At 62.9% G+C, this 14,733-nt stretch carries 21 protein-coding genes; 3 read left to right on the forward strand and 18 right to left on the reverse strand.

Going from position 1 to position 14,733, the window contains the following annotated elements; genetic code table 11:
* Positions 1-27: 27 nt before the first annotated feature.
* The 7 genes from rplQ to FB478_RS12530 all read right to left on the reverse strand — a co-directional run bounded on the left by rplQ (position 28) and on the right by FB478_RS12530 (position 4,350).
* Positions 28-609 carry a 50S ribosomal protein L17 gene (gene rplQ, locus FB478_RS12500; RefSeq protein ID WP_056388937.1) on the reverse strand — a complete coding sequence of 194 codons (582 nt, stop codon included), beginning with the start codon at positions 607-609 and terminating at the stop codon, positions 28-30.
* A gap of 68 nt (positions 610-677) precedes the next feature.
* Positions 678-1,688: a DNA-directed RNA polymerase subunit alpha gene (locus FB478_RS12505; protein ID WP_013601812.1), complete on the reverse strand. Its 1,011-nt coding sequence runs from the start codon at positions 1,686-1,688 to the stop codon at positions 678-680.
* Between the two features lie 130 nt (positions 1,689-1,818).
* A complete protein-coding gene (gene rpsK, locus FB478_RS12510) occupies positions 1,819-2,220 on the reverse strand; it encodes a 30S ribosomal protein S11 (protein WP_018769149.1) in 402 nt (133 codons plus the stop codon).
* Between the two features lie 54 nt (positions 2,221-2,274).
* Entirely contained in the window at positions 2,275-2,649 is a 375-nt protein-coding gene (gene rpsM / locus FB478_RS12515; RefSeq protein ID WP_003803743.1) for a 30S ribosomal protein S13, read from the reverse strand.
* A gap of 184 nt (positions 2,650-2,833) precedes the next feature.
* Positions 2,834-2,947, reverse strand: coding sequence for a 50S ribosomal protein L36 (gene rpmJ, locus FB478_RS12520; protein ID WP_009358722.1), 114 nt, complete (start codon positions 2,945-2,947; stop codon positions 2,834-2,836).
* A 71-nt stretch (positions 2,948-3,018) separates the two neighbouring features.
* Positions 3,019-3,240 (reverse strand): translation initiation factor IF-1, encoded by a 222-nt coding sequence (gene infA / locus FB478_RS12525; RefSeq protein ID WP_009358723.1) that lies wholly within the window; start codon positions 3,238-3,240, stop codon positions 3,019-3,021.
* A gap of 171 nt (positions 3,241-3,411) precedes the next feature.
* Positions 3,412-4,350 carry a P1 family peptidase gene (locus FB478_RS12530; protein WP_144600741.1) on the reverse strand — a complete coding sequence of 313 codons (939 nt, stop codon included), beginning with the start codon at positions 4,348-4,350 and terminating at the stop codon, positions 3,412-3,414.
* 215 nt (positions 4,351-4,565) lie between these two features.
* Between FB478_RS12530 and FB478_RS12535 the strand changes: the two genes are divergently transcribed.
* The 3 genes from FB478_RS12535 to FB478_RS12545 are packed head-to-tail and all read left to right on the forward strand — an operon-like array spanning position 4,566 to position 7,852.
* On the forward strand, positions 4,566-5,525 hold the full coding sequence (locus FB478_RS12535; protein WP_026265743.1) for a carbohydrate ABC transporter permease: 960 nt from the start codon (positions 4,566-4,568) through the stop codon (positions 5,523-5,525).
* Positions 5,522-6,442, forward strand: a complete 921-nt coding sequence (locus FB478_RS12540) for a carbohydrate ABC transporter permease (protein WP_144600743.1) — start codon at positions 5,522-5,524, stop codon at positions 6,440-6,442. The genes FB478_RS12535 and FB478_RS12540 overlap by 4 nt, the downstream gene beginning before the upstream one ends.
* A 60-nt stretch (positions 6,443-6,502) precedes the next feature.
* Complete coding sequence (locus FB478_RS12545) at positions 6,503-7,852, forward strand: ABC transporter substrate-binding protein (protein WP_018769145.1); 1,350 nt, start codon at positions 6,503-6,505, stop codon at positions 7,850-7,852.
* Between the two features lie 108 nt (positions 7,853-7,960).
* Here the strand turns inward: FB478_RS12545 and map are convergent, their stop codons facing one another.
* The 11 genes from map to rplX form a co-directional block, all read right to left on the reverse strand.
* The gene (gene map, locus FB478_RS12550; RefSeq protein WP_144600745.1) at positions 7,961-8,788 is read right to left on the reverse strand and encodes a type I methionyl aminopeptidase; all 828 of its coding nucleotides are present in this window, start codon (positions 8,786-8,788) and stop codon (positions 7,961-7,963) included.
* A 72-nt stretch (positions 8,789-8,860) separates the two neighbouring features.
* Positions 8,861-9,430 carry an adenylate kinase gene (locus tag FB478_RS12555; protein ID WP_018760442.1) on the reverse strand — a complete coding sequence of 190 codons (570 nt, stop codon included), beginning with the start codon at positions 9,428-9,430 and terminating at the stop codon, positions 8,861-8,863.
* A gap of 5 nt (positions 9,431-9,435) precedes the next feature.
* Positions 9,436-10,746, reverse strand: coding sequence for a preprotein translocase subunit SecY (gene secY / locus FB478_RS12560; RefSeq protein WP_026265742.1), 1,311 nt, complete (start codon positions 10,744-10,746; stop codon positions 9,436-9,438).
* A 210-nt stretch (positions 10,747-10,956) separates the two neighbouring features.
* On the reverse strand, positions 10,957-11,442 hold the full coding sequence (gene rplO / locus FB478_RS12565; protein WP_013601817.1) for a 50S ribosomal protein L15: 486 nt from the start codon (positions 11,440-11,442) through the stop codon (positions 10,957-10,959).
* Entirely contained in the window at positions 11,443-11,649 is a 207-nt protein-coding gene (gene rpmD / locus FB478_RS12570; protein WP_009358731.1) for a 50S ribosomal protein L30, read from the reverse strand. It abuts the gene before it with no gap.
* Positions 11,650-11,651: 2 nt separating this feature from the next.
* Complete coding sequence (rpsE, locus tag FB478_RS12575; RefSeq protein ID WP_018769142.1) at positions 11,652-12,368, reverse strand: 30S ribosomal protein S5; 717 nt, start codon at positions 12,366-12,368, stop codon at positions 11,652-11,654.
* Positions 12,365-12,748, reverse strand: a complete 384-nt coding sequence (rplR, locus tag FB478_RS12580; RefSeq protein ID WP_018769141.1) for a 50S ribosomal protein L18 — start codon at positions 12,746-12,748, stop codon at positions 12,365-12,367. The genes rpsE and rplR overlap by 4 nt, the downstream gene beginning before the upstream one ends.
* 2 nt (positions 12,749-12,750) lie before the next feature.
* Positions 12,751-13,287 carry a 50S ribosomal protein L6 gene (gene rplF, locus FB478_RS12585; protein ID WP_018769140.1) on the reverse strand — a complete coding sequence of 179 codons (537 nt, stop codon included), beginning with the start codon at positions 13,285-13,287 and terminating at the stop codon, positions 12,751-12,753.
* Positions 13,288-13,305: 18 nt separating this feature from the next.
* A complete protein-coding gene (rpsH, locus tag FB478_RS12590) occupies positions 13,306-13,704 on the reverse strand; it encodes a 30S ribosomal protein S8 (protein WP_018769139.1) in 399 nt (132 codons plus the stop codon).
* 82 nt (positions 13,705-13,786) lie between these two features.
* Positions 13,787-14,368 carry a 50S ribosomal protein L5 gene (gene rplE, locus FB478_RS12595; protein ID WP_018769138.1) on the reverse strand — a complete coding sequence of 194 codons (582 nt, stop codon included), beginning with the start codon at positions 14,366-14,368 and terminating at the stop codon, positions 13,787-13,789.
* Positions 14,368-14,730, reverse strand: a complete 363-nt coding sequence (gene rplX / locus FB478_RS12600) for a 50S ribosomal protein L24 (protein ID WP_015937845.1) — start codon at positions 14,728-14,730, stop codon at positions 14,368-14,370. The genes rplE and rplX overlap by 1 nt, the downstream gene beginning before the upstream one ends.
* Positions 14,731-14,733 lie beyond the last annotated feature (3 nt).

Consider the following 14,733-nt stretch of genomic DNA (forward strand, 5'->3'; position numbering starts at 1 on the left):
TAAGTCTATGCGAAGAGAATCAGCGAATTACTTCGCGTCCTTCTCTTCGGCGGCGGGAGCCTCGGGAGCTTCCTCAGCGGCGGGAGCCTCTTCGGTTGCAGCCTCTTCAGCCGGAGCCTCAGCAGCTTCGGGCTCCACGGCCTCAGCCTCGGGAGCTTCTTCTGCAACGGGTGCAGCAGCAGCTTCCTTCTTGTCGGCATCGCGCTTGGCAGCGGAGGTAGCCTCGGCTACGACGGCCTGCTTGGCGGAAACCGGCTCGAGGACCAGTTCGATGACAGCCATGGGAGCGTTGTCGCCCTTACGGTTGCCGATCTTGGTGATGCGGGTGTAGCCGCCATCGCGGTTCTCCACAGCCTGGGCGATGTCGGTGAACAGCTCGTGGACGATGCCCTTGTTGCTGATCAGGCCGAGAACGCGGCGGCGGGAAGCGAGGTCGCCACGCTTGGCGAAGGTCACCAGGCGCTCTGCGTACGGCTTCAGGCGCTTGGCCTTGGTCACCGTGGTGGTGATCCGCTTGTGCTCGAACAGGGATGCTGCCAGGTTCGCGAGCATGAGGCGCTCGTGAGCCGGGCCGCCTCCGAGGCGCGGACCCTTAGTGGGGGTAGGCATAATTGTTTCTCCTCATGTGGAAGCCGTGGGCGGCACACCGTGGTGCTGCCCTCCGGCCAAGGTCTGGTTTAGAGTTCGTCGTCGCCGAAGGCGGCGTCGTCCTCTTCGATTGCTGCGGCGCGTGCTGCGAGGTCAAAACCGGGAGGCGAGTCCTTGAGGGACAGGCCCAGTTCAACCAGCTTTGCCTTGACCTCGTCAATGGACTTTGCACCGAAGTTGCGGATGTCCATCAGGTCAGCCTCGGAGCGGGCAACGAGTTCACCCACGGTGTGGATGCCCTCACGCTTGAGGCAGTTGTAGGAACGGACGGTGAGGTCCAGATCCTCGATCGGCAGTGCCATGTCGGCTGCCAGGGCAGCGTCGGTGGGCGACGGGCCGATCTCGATACCTTCAGCTGCGGTGTTCAGCTCACGGGCCAGACCGAACAGTTCCACCAGGGTGGTGCCTGCGGAAGCGACGGCATCGCGCGGGGCGATGGCCTGCTTGGTCTCGACGTCGACAATCAGCTTGTCGAAGTCGGTGCGCTGCTCAACACGGGTTGCTTCCACGCGGAAAGTAACCTTCAGCACCGGCGAGTAGATGGAGTCGACCGGGATACGGCCGATCTCTGCATCGCCGGACTTGTTCTGAGCTGCCGAAACGTAGCCGCGGCCGCGCTCGATGGTCAGTTCGAGTTCGAACTTGCCCTTCGAGTTCAGCGTGGCGATGTGCAGATCCGGGTTGTGGAATTCGACGCCGGCCGGCGGAGCGATGTCCGCGGCGGTGACGACTCCGGGGCCCTGCTTGCGCAGGTAAGCCACGACGGGCTCGTCGTGCTCGGAGGAAACCGACAGGCTCTTGATGTTAAGGATGATCTCGGTGACATCTTCCTTGACACCCGGAACCGTGGTGAACTCGTGCAGCACACCATCGATCCGGATGCTGGTTACGGCAGCACCGGGGATGGAGGAGAGCAGGGTACGGCGGAGGGAGTTTCCGAGGGTGTAGCCGAAGCCCGGTTCCAGCGGTTCGATGATGAAACGCGAACGGTTTTCGGAGACTACCTCTTCGGAGAGGGTGGGGCGCTGTGCAATGAGCACTTAGGTTTCCTTTCGGCGAGCATCCGCTATATGACGCAACACAGGTGGTGGAAATTCGGTCTGAAGACTTAACGCGCTGGGCTTGCCCGGACCATCGCTGGTCCGGGCAAGCTCCTGCTGCGGAAAAGAATTAGACGCGGCGGCGCTTCGGCGGGCGGCAGCCGTTGTGGGCTGCGGGGGTGACGTCCTGGATGGAGCCAACCTCGAGGCCTGCGGCCTGCAGCGAACGGATTGCCGTCTCGCGACCGGAACCCGGTCCCTTGACGAAAACGTCTACCTTGCGCATGCCGTGCTCCTGCGCACGCTTGGCAGCGGCTTCGGCAGCCATCTGTGCAGCGAACGGGGTGGACTTGCGCGAGCCCTTGAAGCCAACCTCACCGGAGGAAGCCCAGGAAATAACAGCGCCGTTCGGATCCGTGATGGAAACGATGGTGTTGTTAAAGGTGCTCTTGATGTGCGCCTGGCCAAGCGCGATATTCTTCTTGTCCTTCTTACGCGGCTTGCGAACCGCGCCACGAGTCTTCGGGGGCATTTTTTCTCCTACAGAAAGTTATTGGGGAAAGTCCGTAAATCCCGAGCGGGGATTTTAACGGGCCTTCTTCTTGCCGGCGACGGTACGCTTCGGGCCCTTGCGGGTACGTGCGTTGGTCTTCGTACGCTGACCGCGTACGGGCAGGCCCTTGCGGTGGCGCAGGCCTTCGTAGCTGCCGATTTCAACCTTGCGGCGGATATCTGCTGCTACTTCGCGGCGAAGGTCACCCTCAACCTTGTAGTTGCCTTCAATGTAGTCACGCAGCTCAACCAACTGGGCGTCAGTCAGGTCCTTGACGCGAACGTCAGCGCTGATGCCCGTGGCAGCCAGGGTTTCGTGTGCACGGGTCTTGCCCACGCCGTAGATGTAAGTAAGCGCAATTTCCAGCCGCTTTTCGCGGGGAATGTCTACGCCAGCGAGACGAGCCATAGTGGCAGTACTCCTTGATAAACCGGAGGTCGTAGGCAGTACACCCGCATGTTCCATGCGGCCCCAGCCTCCGACCGGGGGTTAGCTGTCCGGACTCTTTCGAGCTCAATGTTCCAGATCAGCTTGTGCTGCCTTTATTTACTTGCGTGGGTTAGCAACCCAGGATTTCCTTCAGGGAAGGAAATTAGCCCTGGCGCTGCTTGTGGCGCGGGTTCTCGCAGATCACCATGACCCGGCCATTACGGCGGATCACTTTGCACTTTTCGCAGATCTGCTTGACGCTCGGCTTGACCTTCATGGCGTTCCTTTGCGTGTAGCAGTGTGGTCAACTGGAGCAGCGGTCAGCTTGTGCTGAAGCCGCCCAGCAATTTACTTGTAGCGGTAGACGATACGACCACGGGTGAGGTCGTACGGGCTCAGCTCCACCACTACGCGGTCCTCGGGGAGGATTCGGATGTAGTGCTGACGCATCTTTCCAGAGATGTGTGCCAGAACGATGTGCTTGTTGGTGAGCTCAACGCGAAACATCGCGTTAGGCAGCGCCTCGGTCACAACGCCTTCGATCTCAATGACCCCGTCCTTCTTGGCCATACCCTCCGCTAACTGTTGTTGCCGCAGTCCCGCCGGAATGCACCGGGCATGACCACGAACGTTTTTGTTGGATCGATTGCCGCCTCCAGGCCCAAAAGGGCGTGGCAGTCCAGACAACCAACAAACAACACTACCCTGTTGGCCGGTAAAAGTTAAATCGGCCATAGTAGCCTACGCCGGGCGGTACGCACCATATTCGCCTGCTGGAGTGCTGACGCCTGCAGCGCTGGCCACGCCGTCCAGGATGGCCAGGCGGACGACGTCGGCTGCCGCACTCTGCAGCGTAATAAGGCTGACCTGCCGGGCAGCTTCGTCCGAGCGGTCCAGTGCCACGGCACCGGTCGCCAGGCAAAAAACGGTGTCCCCGTCGGCGAGGGTGTGGCTGGGATTCAAGGCACGGGCAATCCCCGCGTGCGAGGCAGCCGCCGTGCGCTTGCACTCGGCCGCATCAAGGACGGCATTCGTGGCCACCACGGCAAGGGTGGTGTTCGTCGTGGTCGCTGCTTTGATTGGCGCTGGAAAGCCAGGTTTGGTCTGGTCGAACGGGAGCCCGAGTGCGTTGACTATGGCCAGCGCGCCGACCACTACCCCGTTCTCCAGCGTGACCGACGCCGTGCCAACTCCCCCTTTGTATTGCCCCCTGCCAATAAGTGCCCCGGTTCCGGCACCCACGTTGCCGCGTTCGACGTCGTGCCCTTCCTTCTGTGCTGCCGCGGCGGCCGTTGCGGCGTAGCCCATGTCCGGCGTCGGCCGTGCCTTGAAGTCGCCGCCCCTGCCAAGGTCGAAGATCGCGGCAGCGGGGACGATGGGCACGACGCCCCCGGGAACGGCGAACCCCCGCCCATTCTCCTCGCACCAGCGCTGGGCACCGGCCGCGGACGCCAGCCCGTAGGCGCTGCCGCCGGTCAGCACCACGGCGTCCACCGCCCTGACCAGGGTGGTGGGGTCAAGGGCGTCCGTTTCATGTGTGGCAGGGCCGCCGCCCTGGACCTCCACCGAACCCACGCAGCCCGGCGGCGGCAGGACCACGGTGACGCCGGTCAGCCAGCCCCCGCTGTCCTTGTGGACCTGGCCTACCCGGATGCCCGGCACGTCGGTGATGGTTCCCATTCCCCTATTCTCCCCTCTGTGAGCGCGCCCCTGCCGCATCGCGGGACTTTGTGCGAGACTGCATTCAACACAGCGTTAACGGGCGACGAAGCCTTGGATAACAGTCCCCTGACAAGGGCATATGCGGGTTTCAGCCCCCTGACGGTCTGGTGTAGTAGTCCCTAGATCAAGCCAGGGCCGGCCACGAGCAGGCTCCCAACCCGGGAGAGACACGCATGACCCGTCAACTCGCCCCCCACCCCGCCGCCAAACCCAAGAGGCCTCCGGGGCGGTCCGCGAAAATCCCTAAGCGCCGGTGGACTGCACGGACCCGCAGGGACTTCTTTGTCTTCCTGGCCATGGCGCTGCCCAACCTGGTGCTGATCGCCGTCTTCACCTACCGGCCGCTGTTCAGCAATATCTATTACTCCACCCTCGACTGGACCCTTGGCTCCCCCACGGCCACCGTGGTTGGCCTCAGCAACTACGTCACCTTCTTCACCAGCAATGATGCGCCGAAAGTCCTGGGGACCACGGCTGTGTTCACCGTGGTCACGGTGGGCGGCTCCATGGTGCTGGGCCTGCTGGTGGCGCTGGCACTGAACGCGAAGGTGCGCGGCACCACCTTCGCCCGTTCGGCCGTCTTTGCCCCGTACGTACTCTCCGGCGTCGGCGTGGGCCTGGTGTGGCTGTTCATCTTCGACCCCGGCTACGGCGTCCTGGCCTGGCTGCTGCGCGGCATCGGGCAGCAGAGCCCGCAGTGGATCAACGACCCCCAACTCTCGCTGGTCATGGTGATCCTGGTCTACGTCTGGAAAAACCTGGGCTACTGCGCCGTGGTGTACCTTGCGGGGCTCCAGTCCCTCCCGGCGGATGTCATGGAAGCCGCGTCCCTGGACGGCGCCAACGGATTCCGCCGCTTTGTCAGCATCTCGCTGCCGCTGCTGTCCCCCACCACGTTTTTCCTCCTGATCACCACCATGCTCAGCTCGCTGCAGGCCTTCGACCTCATCCGGATCATGACGCCGCTGGGCACCGGCACCAGCACCCTGATCTACGAGGCCTACCTGCAGGCCTTCGGGGCGTACAACAGGGCCGGCTACTCGGCAGCCATTTCCGTGGTCCTGTTCGCAATCCTCCTGGTGATCACCGTGCTGCAGCTGCGGTTCGTGGAACGAAAGGTGCATTACTCGTGACTTCCCTTTCCCCGGTCAGCCCCGACCCCGCAGCTCCCGCCATTGCCGGACCGGAGCCAAGCCTCCACCGTGACCGGCCGTTCTCCCGCCGCAACCTCATCCGGACCGTGGTGGCCGGCTACCTGCCGCTGCTCGTGGCCACCCTGGTGGTGTTCCTGCCCCTCCTGTGGATGGTCCTGAGCTCCTTCAAGACGTCCGGCGAGATCGTCACCACGGACCTGAAGATCCTCCCTGAAAGCCTGGACCTGCAGAACTACCGGACCGCCATGACCACGGTGCCGTTTGGGCAGTTCTTCCTGAACAGCGCCATCGTTACCCTGGCCGGGGCCACCATCAAGGTGCTGCTGGCGATCCTGACGGCCTATGCCCTGGTGTTTGTCCGCTTCCCGTTCCGGAACTTCATCTTCCTGCTGATCCTGGTGGCTCTCATGGTGCCGCCGCAGGTGTCCATCCTGCCCAACTTCATCCTGATCGCCGGCATCGGCGGGAAGAACACGCTGTGGGGCATCATCCTCCCCGGCCTTGGCACCGCGTTCGGAACGTTCCTGCTCCGCCAGCACTTCCGCACGCTTCCCGCCTCCATCCTGGAATCGGCCGAGGTGGACGGTGCCGGCCACTGGCGCCGGCTCTGGCAGATCGTGGTTCCCGTCTCGGTCCCGTCCATCGCCACCGTGGCGCTGGTGACGATCGTGACCGAATGGAATGACTACATCTGGCCCCTCATCATCACGGACCGCCCCGAAACCATGACCCTGCCCGTGGGTCTCACCCTGCTGCAGAACAACGAAAGCAACGCCGCTGGCTGGGGCGTCCTCATGGCCGGGGCGGTCCTGGTCATCGTTCCCATCCTGATCATCTTCGCGGCCCTCCAGCGCTACATCGTTGCGGGCCTCACCCAGGGCAGCGTAACCGGCTAAGCTGCCGGCCGCCGTCGTACTTTCCAACCTTTACCAAGGCAACAACCGAAAGGAACCGTCATGACACTGCACCTGGACCGGAGGCATTTCCTGGGCCTGGCAGGGGTATCCGCCTCTGCAGCTGCCCTGGCCGCATGCGGCGGACCATCAACAACCGGCGGCGGCCAGGCTACCTCCCAGGCAGCCGAGATCGACTTCAACGGCGTGAAGCCCGCCGCCAAGATCGACTTCTGGTCCAGCCACCCTGGCCAGTCCCAGGAGGTGGAGAAGAGCCTGATCGACAAATTCCACGCCAAGAACCCGGACATCACCGTCAACCTGGTCACCGCCGGTGCCAACTACGAGGAAATTGCCCAGAAGTTCCAGACCGCCCAGGCCGCTAAGTCTGGCCTGCCGGGCGTGGTGGTCCTGTCCGATGTCTGGTGGTTCCGCTACTACACCAACGGCAGCATCATTCCGGTTGACGGCCTTATCAAGCAGCTGGACATGAAGATGGACGACTTCCAGCAGTCGCTGGTCAATGACTACAAATACGACGGCAAGCAGTGGGCACTGCCGTACGGCCGGTCAACGCCGCTGTTCTACTACAACAAGGACCACTTTGCGGCGGCTGGAATTCCCGACCGTGCCCCGAAGACCTGGGACGAGTTCAGTCAGTGGGCACCCAAGCTGAAGGCAAGCTCGGGCGCGCAGTACGCCTACATCTACCCCGCCCTCGCCGGGTACGCGGGCTGGACGCTGCAGAACATGCTGTGGGGCTGGGGCGGCGGCTGGTCCAAGGAATGGAACATCACGTGCGACTCCACCGATTCCGTGGCGGCCCTGCAGTGGGCGCAGGACTCCATCTACAAGGACAAGTGGGCCGGTGTTTCGTCCAAGGAAGCGGCGGATGACTTCTCGGCCGGGCTGACCTCCACCACCATTTCGTCCACCGGTTCGCTGCTGGGGATCCTGAAGTCGGCCAAGTTCAACGTTGGTGTTGGCTTCCTGCCGGGCGGTCCCAAATCCCAGTCGAACGTGTGCCCCACGGGCGGCGCCGGCCTGGGCATCCCCAGCGGGATCACCAAGGAGGAACAGCTGGCCGCCGGCAAGTTCCTGGACTTCGTCACCCAGCCGGAGAGCACGGCGGAGTTCTCGGCAGCCACCGGCTACATGCCCACCCGCAAGTCCGCGGACATGGCGGCCGTCTTGGCCAAGACGCCACAGATCAAGACCGCCATGGACCAGCTGGCGGTGACCAAAGTCCAGGACAACGCCCGGGTGTTCCTGCCGGGCGCCGACCAGGAAATGGCCAAGGCCGCCGCCAAGATCCTCACCCAGCAGGGCGACGTCAAGTCCACCATGACGGACCTGAAGAACACGCTGCAGAGCATCTACGACCGCGACGTGAAGCCGAAACTGAAGTCGTAGCACCTGGCCGACGCGCAAAAGCCCTGGCGACACCCACTTACAGGTGTCGCCAGGGCTTTTGCGTGTCGTGCCTGAAGGCGCGCGTCGCTTACGGAATCGGCGCGTCGCCTACGGGATCGGCACGGGGGTGACGCCGAGGGGCAACAGGTGCTCCGCGCCGCCGTCGGGAGCTGAAAGCACCCAGATGCCTTTTTCGTGCACGGCCACGGAGTGCTCCCACTGGCAGGAACGCTTGGCGTCGGTGGTGACCACCGTCCAGTCGTCATCCAGGACTGCCGTGTCAATGCTGCCGCGGACCAGCATGGGCTCGATGGCCAGGCACAGGCCCGGTTTGATCTTGGGCCCGCGGTGGTTGGTGCGGTAGTTCAGGACGTCCGGTGCCATGTGCATCTCGGAGCCGATGCCGTGGCCCACGTAGTCCTCCAGGATGCCAAGCGGTTTGCCCGGCACAGATGAAACGTAGTCGTCGATGGCGGCTCCGATGTCCCCCACATGCGTGCCGGTTGCCAGTGCCGCGATCCCCCGCCACATCGCTGCATGGGTGACGTCGGACAGCCGCTGGTCCTCGGGGTCCGCGTTTCCCACGATCACAGTGCGGGCGGAGTCCGAATGCCAGCCGTTGACGATCGCGCCGCCGTCGATGGAGATGATGTCGCCGTCCTGCAGGACGCGGCTGCCGGGGATGCCGTGCACCACTTCCTCATTGACGGACGTGCAGATGGTAGCGGGGAAGCCGTGGTAGCCCAGGAAGTTGGACTTGGCACCTGCCTCGTTGAGGACTGCGGCGAAGACGTCATCCAGGTGCTTGGTGGTGACCCCCGGCACCGCGGCGGCAACGGCGGCATCCAGTGCACGGCTGAGGACCAGGCCGGCCTCATGCATGGTGCGCATCTGGGCGTTGTTCTTGAATTCGATGCGGGGCTGGCCGAAGGCCATGGTGTGTCCTTTCAAATGGCTGAGGCTCCTCCCGGATGCCGGGAGGAGCCTCGATAAACCGGGCGCCTGGGGTCAGGCTGCCTGTGCGGCCTTGATGGCCTGCATGACGCGGTTGGTGACTTCGTCGATGGGACCGATCCCGTCAACCTGGGTGAGGATGCCGCGCTCGGCGTACTTTGCCACCACGGCTTCGGTCTGCTCGTGGTACAGGTCAAGGCGGTGGCGGATGACGGCTTCGTTGTCGTCGCTCCGGCCCGTTTCCTTGGCCCGGCCCAGGAGGCGGTGGACCAGTTCCTCGTCATCGGCGGTCAGCTGCAGGACCACGTCGAGCTTCTCGTCGCCGTCGGCGAGGATCTCGTCCAGGTAGTCCACCTGCGCGGTGGTGCGCGGGTAGCCGTCAAGCAGGAAGCCGTTCTCGACGTCGGACTCGCCCAGGCGGTCGCGGACCATCTTGTTGGTCACGCTGTCCGGAACAAAGTCACCGTTGTCCATGTACTTCTTGGCCTCGATGCCCAGAGGGGTTTCACCCTTCACGTTGGCCCGGAAGATGTCACCGGTGGAGATGGCCACAACGCCGAGGCGTTCTGAGATCCGCTCCGCCTGCGTTCCTTTTCCGGAACCGGGAGGTCCAATAATCAGCATTCTCGTCATCGCAAAAGCCCTTCGTAGTGACGTTGTTGTAGCTGCGCATCAATTTGCTTTACGGTCTCCAACCCAACGCCCACCATGATCAGGATCGAGGTGCCACCGAACGGGAAGTTCTGGTTTGCGTTGATCAGTACCAGTGCAACCAACGGGATCAGCGCCACGAAGCCCAGGTAGAGGGCGCCGGGCAGGGTGATCCGAGAGAGCACGTACTGCAGGTAATCAGCGGTCGGCCTGCCGGCGCGGATACCTGGGATGAAGCCGCCGTACTTCTTCATGTTGTCTGAGACTTCTTCAGGGTTGAAGGTAATCGCGACGTAGAAGTAGGTGAAGAACACGATCAGGACGAAGTAAACCGCCATATAGATCGGGTGGTCACCGCGGGTGAGGTTGTTGTTGATCCATTCAACCCACGGTTGCATCGACTCGCCGTTCCGGGGCTGGTTGAACTGTGCGATCAGCCCTGGAATGTAGAGCATGGAGGAGGCGAAGATCACCGGAATGACACCGGCCATGTTCACCTTGATGGGAATGTAGGTGCTGGTGCCGCCCACGGTGCGCCGGCCGATCATACGTTTGGCGTACTGGACCGGAACGCGCCGCTGGGACTGTTCCACGAAGACCACCAGCGCGACGGTGAGCAGGCCAACGGCCAGGACAATGAAGAAGGTCCCGGGGCCCTGCGAGGTCCAGATGGCACCCAGCGAGGTGGGGAACTGCGCAGCGATGGACGTGAAGATGAGCAGCGACATGCCGTTGCCCACGCCCTTCTCGGTGACGAGCTCACCCATCCACATGATCAGGCCGGTGCCGGCCGTCAGCGTGATGATGATCAGGATGGTGGTGATGATGCTGTTGTCCGGGATCACCGGCAGCTGGCAGCCGGGAAGCAGCTGCCCGGAGCGGGCCAGGGACACCAGCGTGGTGGCGTTGAGCAGGCCCAGCGCGATGGTGAGGTAGCGGGTGTACTGGGTCAGCTTGGACTGTCCCGACGCGCCCTCGTCGTAAAGCTGCTGGAACCGGGGAATGACCACCCGGAGCAGCTGGACGATGATGCTGGCCGTGATGTAGGGCATGATGCCCAGGGCGAAGATGGACACCTGGAGCAGCGCACCGCCGCTGAAGAGGTTAACGAGCTGGTACAGCCCGCCGGCGGTCTGACCGTTTTGCAAGCATTGCTGGACATTCTGGTAGTTCACACCTGGCGAGGGAATGAAAGCACCCAAGCGGAATATGGTGATGATTCCCAGCGTGAACAACAACTTGCGTCGCAGATCAGGCGTGCGAAAGGCCCGGCCAAATGCGCTAAGCAAGCGTCCTCCTGTGGTGTCAATAAGAGTGGGGGTGCGGAACTTGATAAATCCCGACAACCGAGTCTAACGGTTGAATGTGCCGTGCGAACAATCCGCGCCAGCGCGCATGCGCCGGATGGCGGGAAAATATCGCCCGGCGGATGTGAAAAACTCCCGGTATCCGGGGCCGAAGCCCGCGGATACCGGGAGTTCAACAGCTGGCGCCGTCCCTTAGAGGGCGGTGGTGCTTCCGCCTGCTGCAGCAATCTTTTCAGCGGCACTGGCCGAGAATGCGTGGGCGGTGACGTCAACCTTGACGGTGATGTCGCCGGTGCCCAGCACCTTGACGGGCTGGTTCTTGCGAACTGCGCCCTTTTCGACCAGGTTCTCCACGGTGACTGCGCCACCTTCCGGGAACAGCTCGTTGAGCTTGTCCAGGTTTACAACCTGGAACTCAACCCGGAACGGGTTCTTGAAGCCACGCAGCTTCGGCAGGCGCATGTGCAGCGGCAACTGGCCGCCGGCAAAGCCAGCCTTCACCTGGTAGCGGGCAGCCGTACCCTTGGTACCACGGCCGGCAGTCTTACCCTTGGATGCCTCGCCACGACCAACACGGGTCTTGGCGGTCTTGGCACCCGGCGCGGGACGCAGGTGGTGAACCTTCAGGGCGTTCTGCTTCTCAGCAGCCTGTGCCTTATCAGCAGTGTTCTCTGCCATTTACTTCGCCTCCTCTACCTTTACCAGGTGCGGAACCGTGTTGAGCATTCCAACGGTCACGGCATCGGCGGTGCGGACAACGGTGTGTCCGATCCGCTTCAGGCCGAGGGACCGAAGGGTGTCGCGCTGGTTCTGCTTGCCGCCAATGGCGGACTTGATCTGAGTGATCTCCAACTGAGCGTCGGAGGGGACCAGGTTCTTAGCCATGACTAAACACCTGCCTTAGGGGCGAGGAGGGCCTTCACCAGTGCCGCCGGAGCGATCTCGTCGAGGGGCAGGCCGCGGCGTGCTGCCACTGCTGCCGGCTCTTCGAGGCGCTTCAGGGCATCAACAGTCGCGTGAACGATGTTGATGGCGTTGGAGGAACCGAGCGACTTGGAGAGGATGTCGTGGATACCCACGCACTCCAGTACTGCACGGACCGGACCACCGGCGATAACACCGGTACCGGCGGAGGCCGGACGCAGCATTACAACGCCTGCAGCGGCTTCACCCTGAACGCGGTGCGGGATGGTGCTGCCAACGCGGGGAACGCGGAAGAAGGACTTCTTGGCCTCTTCAACGCCCTTGGCGATAGCAGCGGGAACTTCCTTGGCCTTGCCGTAGCCCACGCCGACCATGCCGTTACCGTCACCAACGACGACGAGTGCGGTGAAGCTGAAGCGACGACCACCCTTGACGACCTTGGAAACGCGGTTGATGGTGACAACGCGCTCTACGAACTGGTTCTTCTCGGCTTCACGGCCACCGTCGCGGCCGCCACGGCCACCGCGGTCGCCGCGGCCCTGGCCGCGGTCGCCACGCTCGCCGCGACGGGCGCCACCACGGCGGTCCTCGGCAGCGGGGGCAGTGGTCTCAGCAGCTGCGGCTTCGGGCGCCTTCTGATCTGCAGACACAGTGTCCTTTTCCTTGTTTGCTTCGGTCACAGTGACAGCCCACCTTCGCGTGCACCGTCAGCGACGGCGGCAATGCGGCCGTGGTACTTGTTACCACCACGGTCGAACACGACAGCCTCGACGCCGGCAGCCTTGGCACGTTCGGCAACGAGCTCGCCGACGCGCTTGGCCTTGGCAGTCTTGTCACCGTCGAATGCACGGAGGTCAGCTTCCAGGGTGGACGCGCTTGCTACGGTCTGGCCAATGCTGTCATCGACAACCTGGACAAATACGTGGCGTGCGGAGCGGTTGACCACCAGGCGGGGGCGGGCAGCCGTACCGGCAATGCGCTTGCGGATACGAAGCTGGCGGCGGCTGCGGGCGGCAGCCTTGCTCTTGTTCGTACGCTTCTTGTTAATGGAGATGGCCATGGTTACTTACCAGCCTTTCCGACCTTGCGGCGGATGACTTCGCCGGCGTAACGGATGCCCTTGCCCTTGTAGGGGTCCGGCTTCCGCAGCTTACGAATGTTGGCAGCAACTTCGCCGACCTGCTGCTTATTGATACCTGAGACAGAGAGCTTGGTCGGTCCCTCTACTGCAAAGGTGATGCCGGCCGGAGCGGAAACGCTGACCGGGTGGCTGTAGCCGAGAGCGAACTCAAGGTCAGATCCCTTGGCCTGAACGCGGTAACCGGTACCGACGATTTCAAGCTTCTTCTCGTAGCCTGCGGTGACGCCCTGGATCATGTTGGCGATCAGGGTGCGGGTCAGGCCGTGGAGCGAACGGGAGGCGCGCTCGTCGTTCGGGCGGCTGACGGTCAGGGTGTTCTCGTCCAGGGCAACCTCGATGGGGCTGGCCACAGTGTGGGTCAGCTCCCCCTTGGAACCCTTGACGCTGACGACAGAGCCGTCAACCTTGACCTCAACGCCGGCAGGAACGGTGATGGGGAGACGTCCAATACGTGACATTATTCTCTTCCTTTCCCGTTACCAGACGTACGCGAGGACTTCGCCGCCCACGCCCTTCTTGCCGGCCTGCTTGTCAGTCAGGAGGCCGGAAGAGGTGGACAGGATTGCGATACCCAGGCCACCGAGCACGTGAGGCAGGTTGGTGGACTTCGCGTAAACACGGAGACCCGGCTTGGAGATGCGGCGTACACCGGCGATGGAACGCTCGCGGTTCGGACCGAACTTGAGTTCGAGGGTCAGCTTCTTGCCAACCTCAGCGTCCTCTTCCTTCCAGCCGGCGATGAAACCTTCGGCCTTGAGGATGTCGGCAACGCGTGCCTTGAGCTTGCTGTAAGGCATAGACACGGAGTCGTGGTATGCCGAGTTTGCGTTACGCAGGCGCGTAAGCATATCTGCGACAGGATCTGTCATTGTCATGTGGGCTCATGCCCTTCCTCGTAACGGTTTCCGCCGTTCCCTCCTTGATGGAGCGGAGCGGCCGGACCTTTTACGTAGTTAATTAAGCTTCGGTTTTGAACGGGAAACCAAGCGCCTTGAGCAGCGCGCGGCCTTCGTCATCGGTCTTGGCGGTGGTCACAACCGTGATGTCCATACCGCGGACGCGGTCGATCTTGTCCTGGTCGATTTCGTGGAACATAACCTGCTCGGTCAGACCGAAGGTGTAGTTGCCGTTGCCATCGAACTGCTTGCCGCTGAGGCCGCGGAAGTCGCGGATACGGGGCAGGGCCAGGGTGACCAGGCGGTCCACGAATTCCCACATGCGGTCGCCACGCAGGGTTGCGTGTGCACCGATGGGCATGCCTTCGCGCAGCTTGAACTGTGCGATCGACTTGCGGGCCTTGGTAACCTGCGGCTTCTGGCCGGTGATCTGGGTGAGGTCGCGGACAGCGCCGTCGATCAGCTTGGAGTCCTTGGCGGCATCTCCAACACCCATGTTCACAACAACCTTCACCAGGCGGGGTACCTGGTTCACGTTCTCGTACTTGAATTCATCCTGGAGCGTTGCCTTGATGGATTCGGCGTACTTGGTCTTCAGACGAGGAACGATCTTCGTTGCCGGAGTCTCGAGAGTCTCAGTCATTAGATGTCCTTCCCGGAGCTCTTGGACACGCGGATGCGGACGGTCTTCTTGACACCGTTCTTCTCCACCGTGTCGAGGCGGAAGCCCACGCGGGTCGGCTTCTTGGTCGACGGGTCAACCAGGGCCACGTTGGAAATGTGGATCGGGGCCTCTACGACCTCGATGCCACCGGTCTTGGTGCCGCGCTGCGACTGTCCAACCCGGGTGTGCTTGGTGACGCGGTTGATACCCTCAACCAGCACGCGGTTGGTGTCGGTGAATACGCGCAGAACCTTGCCCTGCTTGCCGCGGTCGCCGCCGCGCTCAGCCTTGGCGCCAGTGATGACCTGAACCAGGTCACCCTTCTTGATCTTTGCAGCCATGGA

Origin of the sequence: Arthrobacter sp. AG367 (assembly GCF_007828995.1) — a bacterium.
Classification (GTDB): domain Bacteria; phylum Actinomycetota; class Actinomycetes; order Actinomycetales; family Micrococcaceae; genus Arthrobacter.

Coding starts and splice junctions, on each gene's coding strand:
- FB478_RS12535 (WP_026265743.1), top strand. CDS start 4,566: ATGACCCGTCAACTCGCCCCCCACCCCGCCGCCAAACCCAAGAGGCCT.
- FB478_RS12530 (WP_144600741.1), bottom strand. CDS start 4,350: ATGGGAACCATCACCGACGTGCCGGGCATCCGGGTAGGCCAGGTCCAC.
- infA (WP_009358723.1), bottom strand. CDS start 3,240: ATGGCCAAGAAGGACGGGGTCATTGAGATCGAAGGCGTTGTGACCGAG.
- rplE (WP_018769138.1), bottom strand. CDS start 14,368: ATGACTGAGACTCTCGAGACTCCGGCAACGAAGATCGTTCCTCGTCTG.
- rplO (WP_013601817.1), bottom strand. CDS start 11,442: ATGGCAGAGAACACTGCTGATAAGGCACAGGCTGCTGAGAAGCAGAAC.
- FB478_RS12555 (WP_018760442.1), bottom strand. CDS start 9,430: ATGCTGATTATTGGACCTCCCGGTTCCGGAAAAGGAACGCAGGCGGAG.
- rplF (WP_018769140.1), bottom strand. CDS start 13,287: ATGTCACGTATTGGACGTCTCCCCATCACCGTTCCTGCCGGCGTTGAG.
- rpsM (WP_003803743.1), bottom strand. CDS start 2,649: ATGGCTCGTCTCGCTGGCGTAGACATTCCCCGCGAAAAGCGGCTGGAA.
- rpsK (WP_018769149.1), bottom strand. CDS start 2,220: ATGCCCCCGAAGACTCGTGGCGCGGTTCGCAAGCCGCGTAAGAAGGAC.
- rpsH (WP_018769139.1), bottom strand. CDS start 13,704: ATGACAATGACAGATCCTGTCGCAGATATGCTTACGCGCCTGCGTAAC.
- rpmD (WP_009358731.1), bottom strand. CDS start 11,649: ATGGCTAAGAACCTGGTCCCCTCCGACGCTCAGTTGGAGATCACTCAG.
- map (WP_144600745.1), bottom strand. CDS start 8,788: ATGGCCTTCGGCCAGCCCCGCATCGAATTCAAGAACAACGCCCAGATG.
- FB478_RS12545 (WP_018769145.1), top strand. CDS start 6,503: ATGACACTGCACCTGGACCGGAGGCATTTCCTGGGCCTGGCAGGGGTA.
- rplX (WP_015937845.1), bottom strand. CDS start 14,730: ATGGCTGCAAAGATCAAGAAGGGTGACCTGGTTCAGGTCATCACTGGC.
- rpmJ (WP_009358722.1), bottom strand. CDS start 2,947: ATGAAGGTCAAGCCGAGCGTCAAGCAGATCTGCGAAAAGTGCAAAGTG.
- rplR (WP_018769141.1), bottom strand. CDS start 12,748: ATGGCCATCTCCATTAACAAGAAGCGTACGAACAAGAGCAAGGCTGCC.
- rplQ (WP_056388937.1), bottom strand. CDS start 609: ATGCCTACCCCCACTAAGGGTCCGCGCCTCGGAGGCGGCCCGGCTCAC.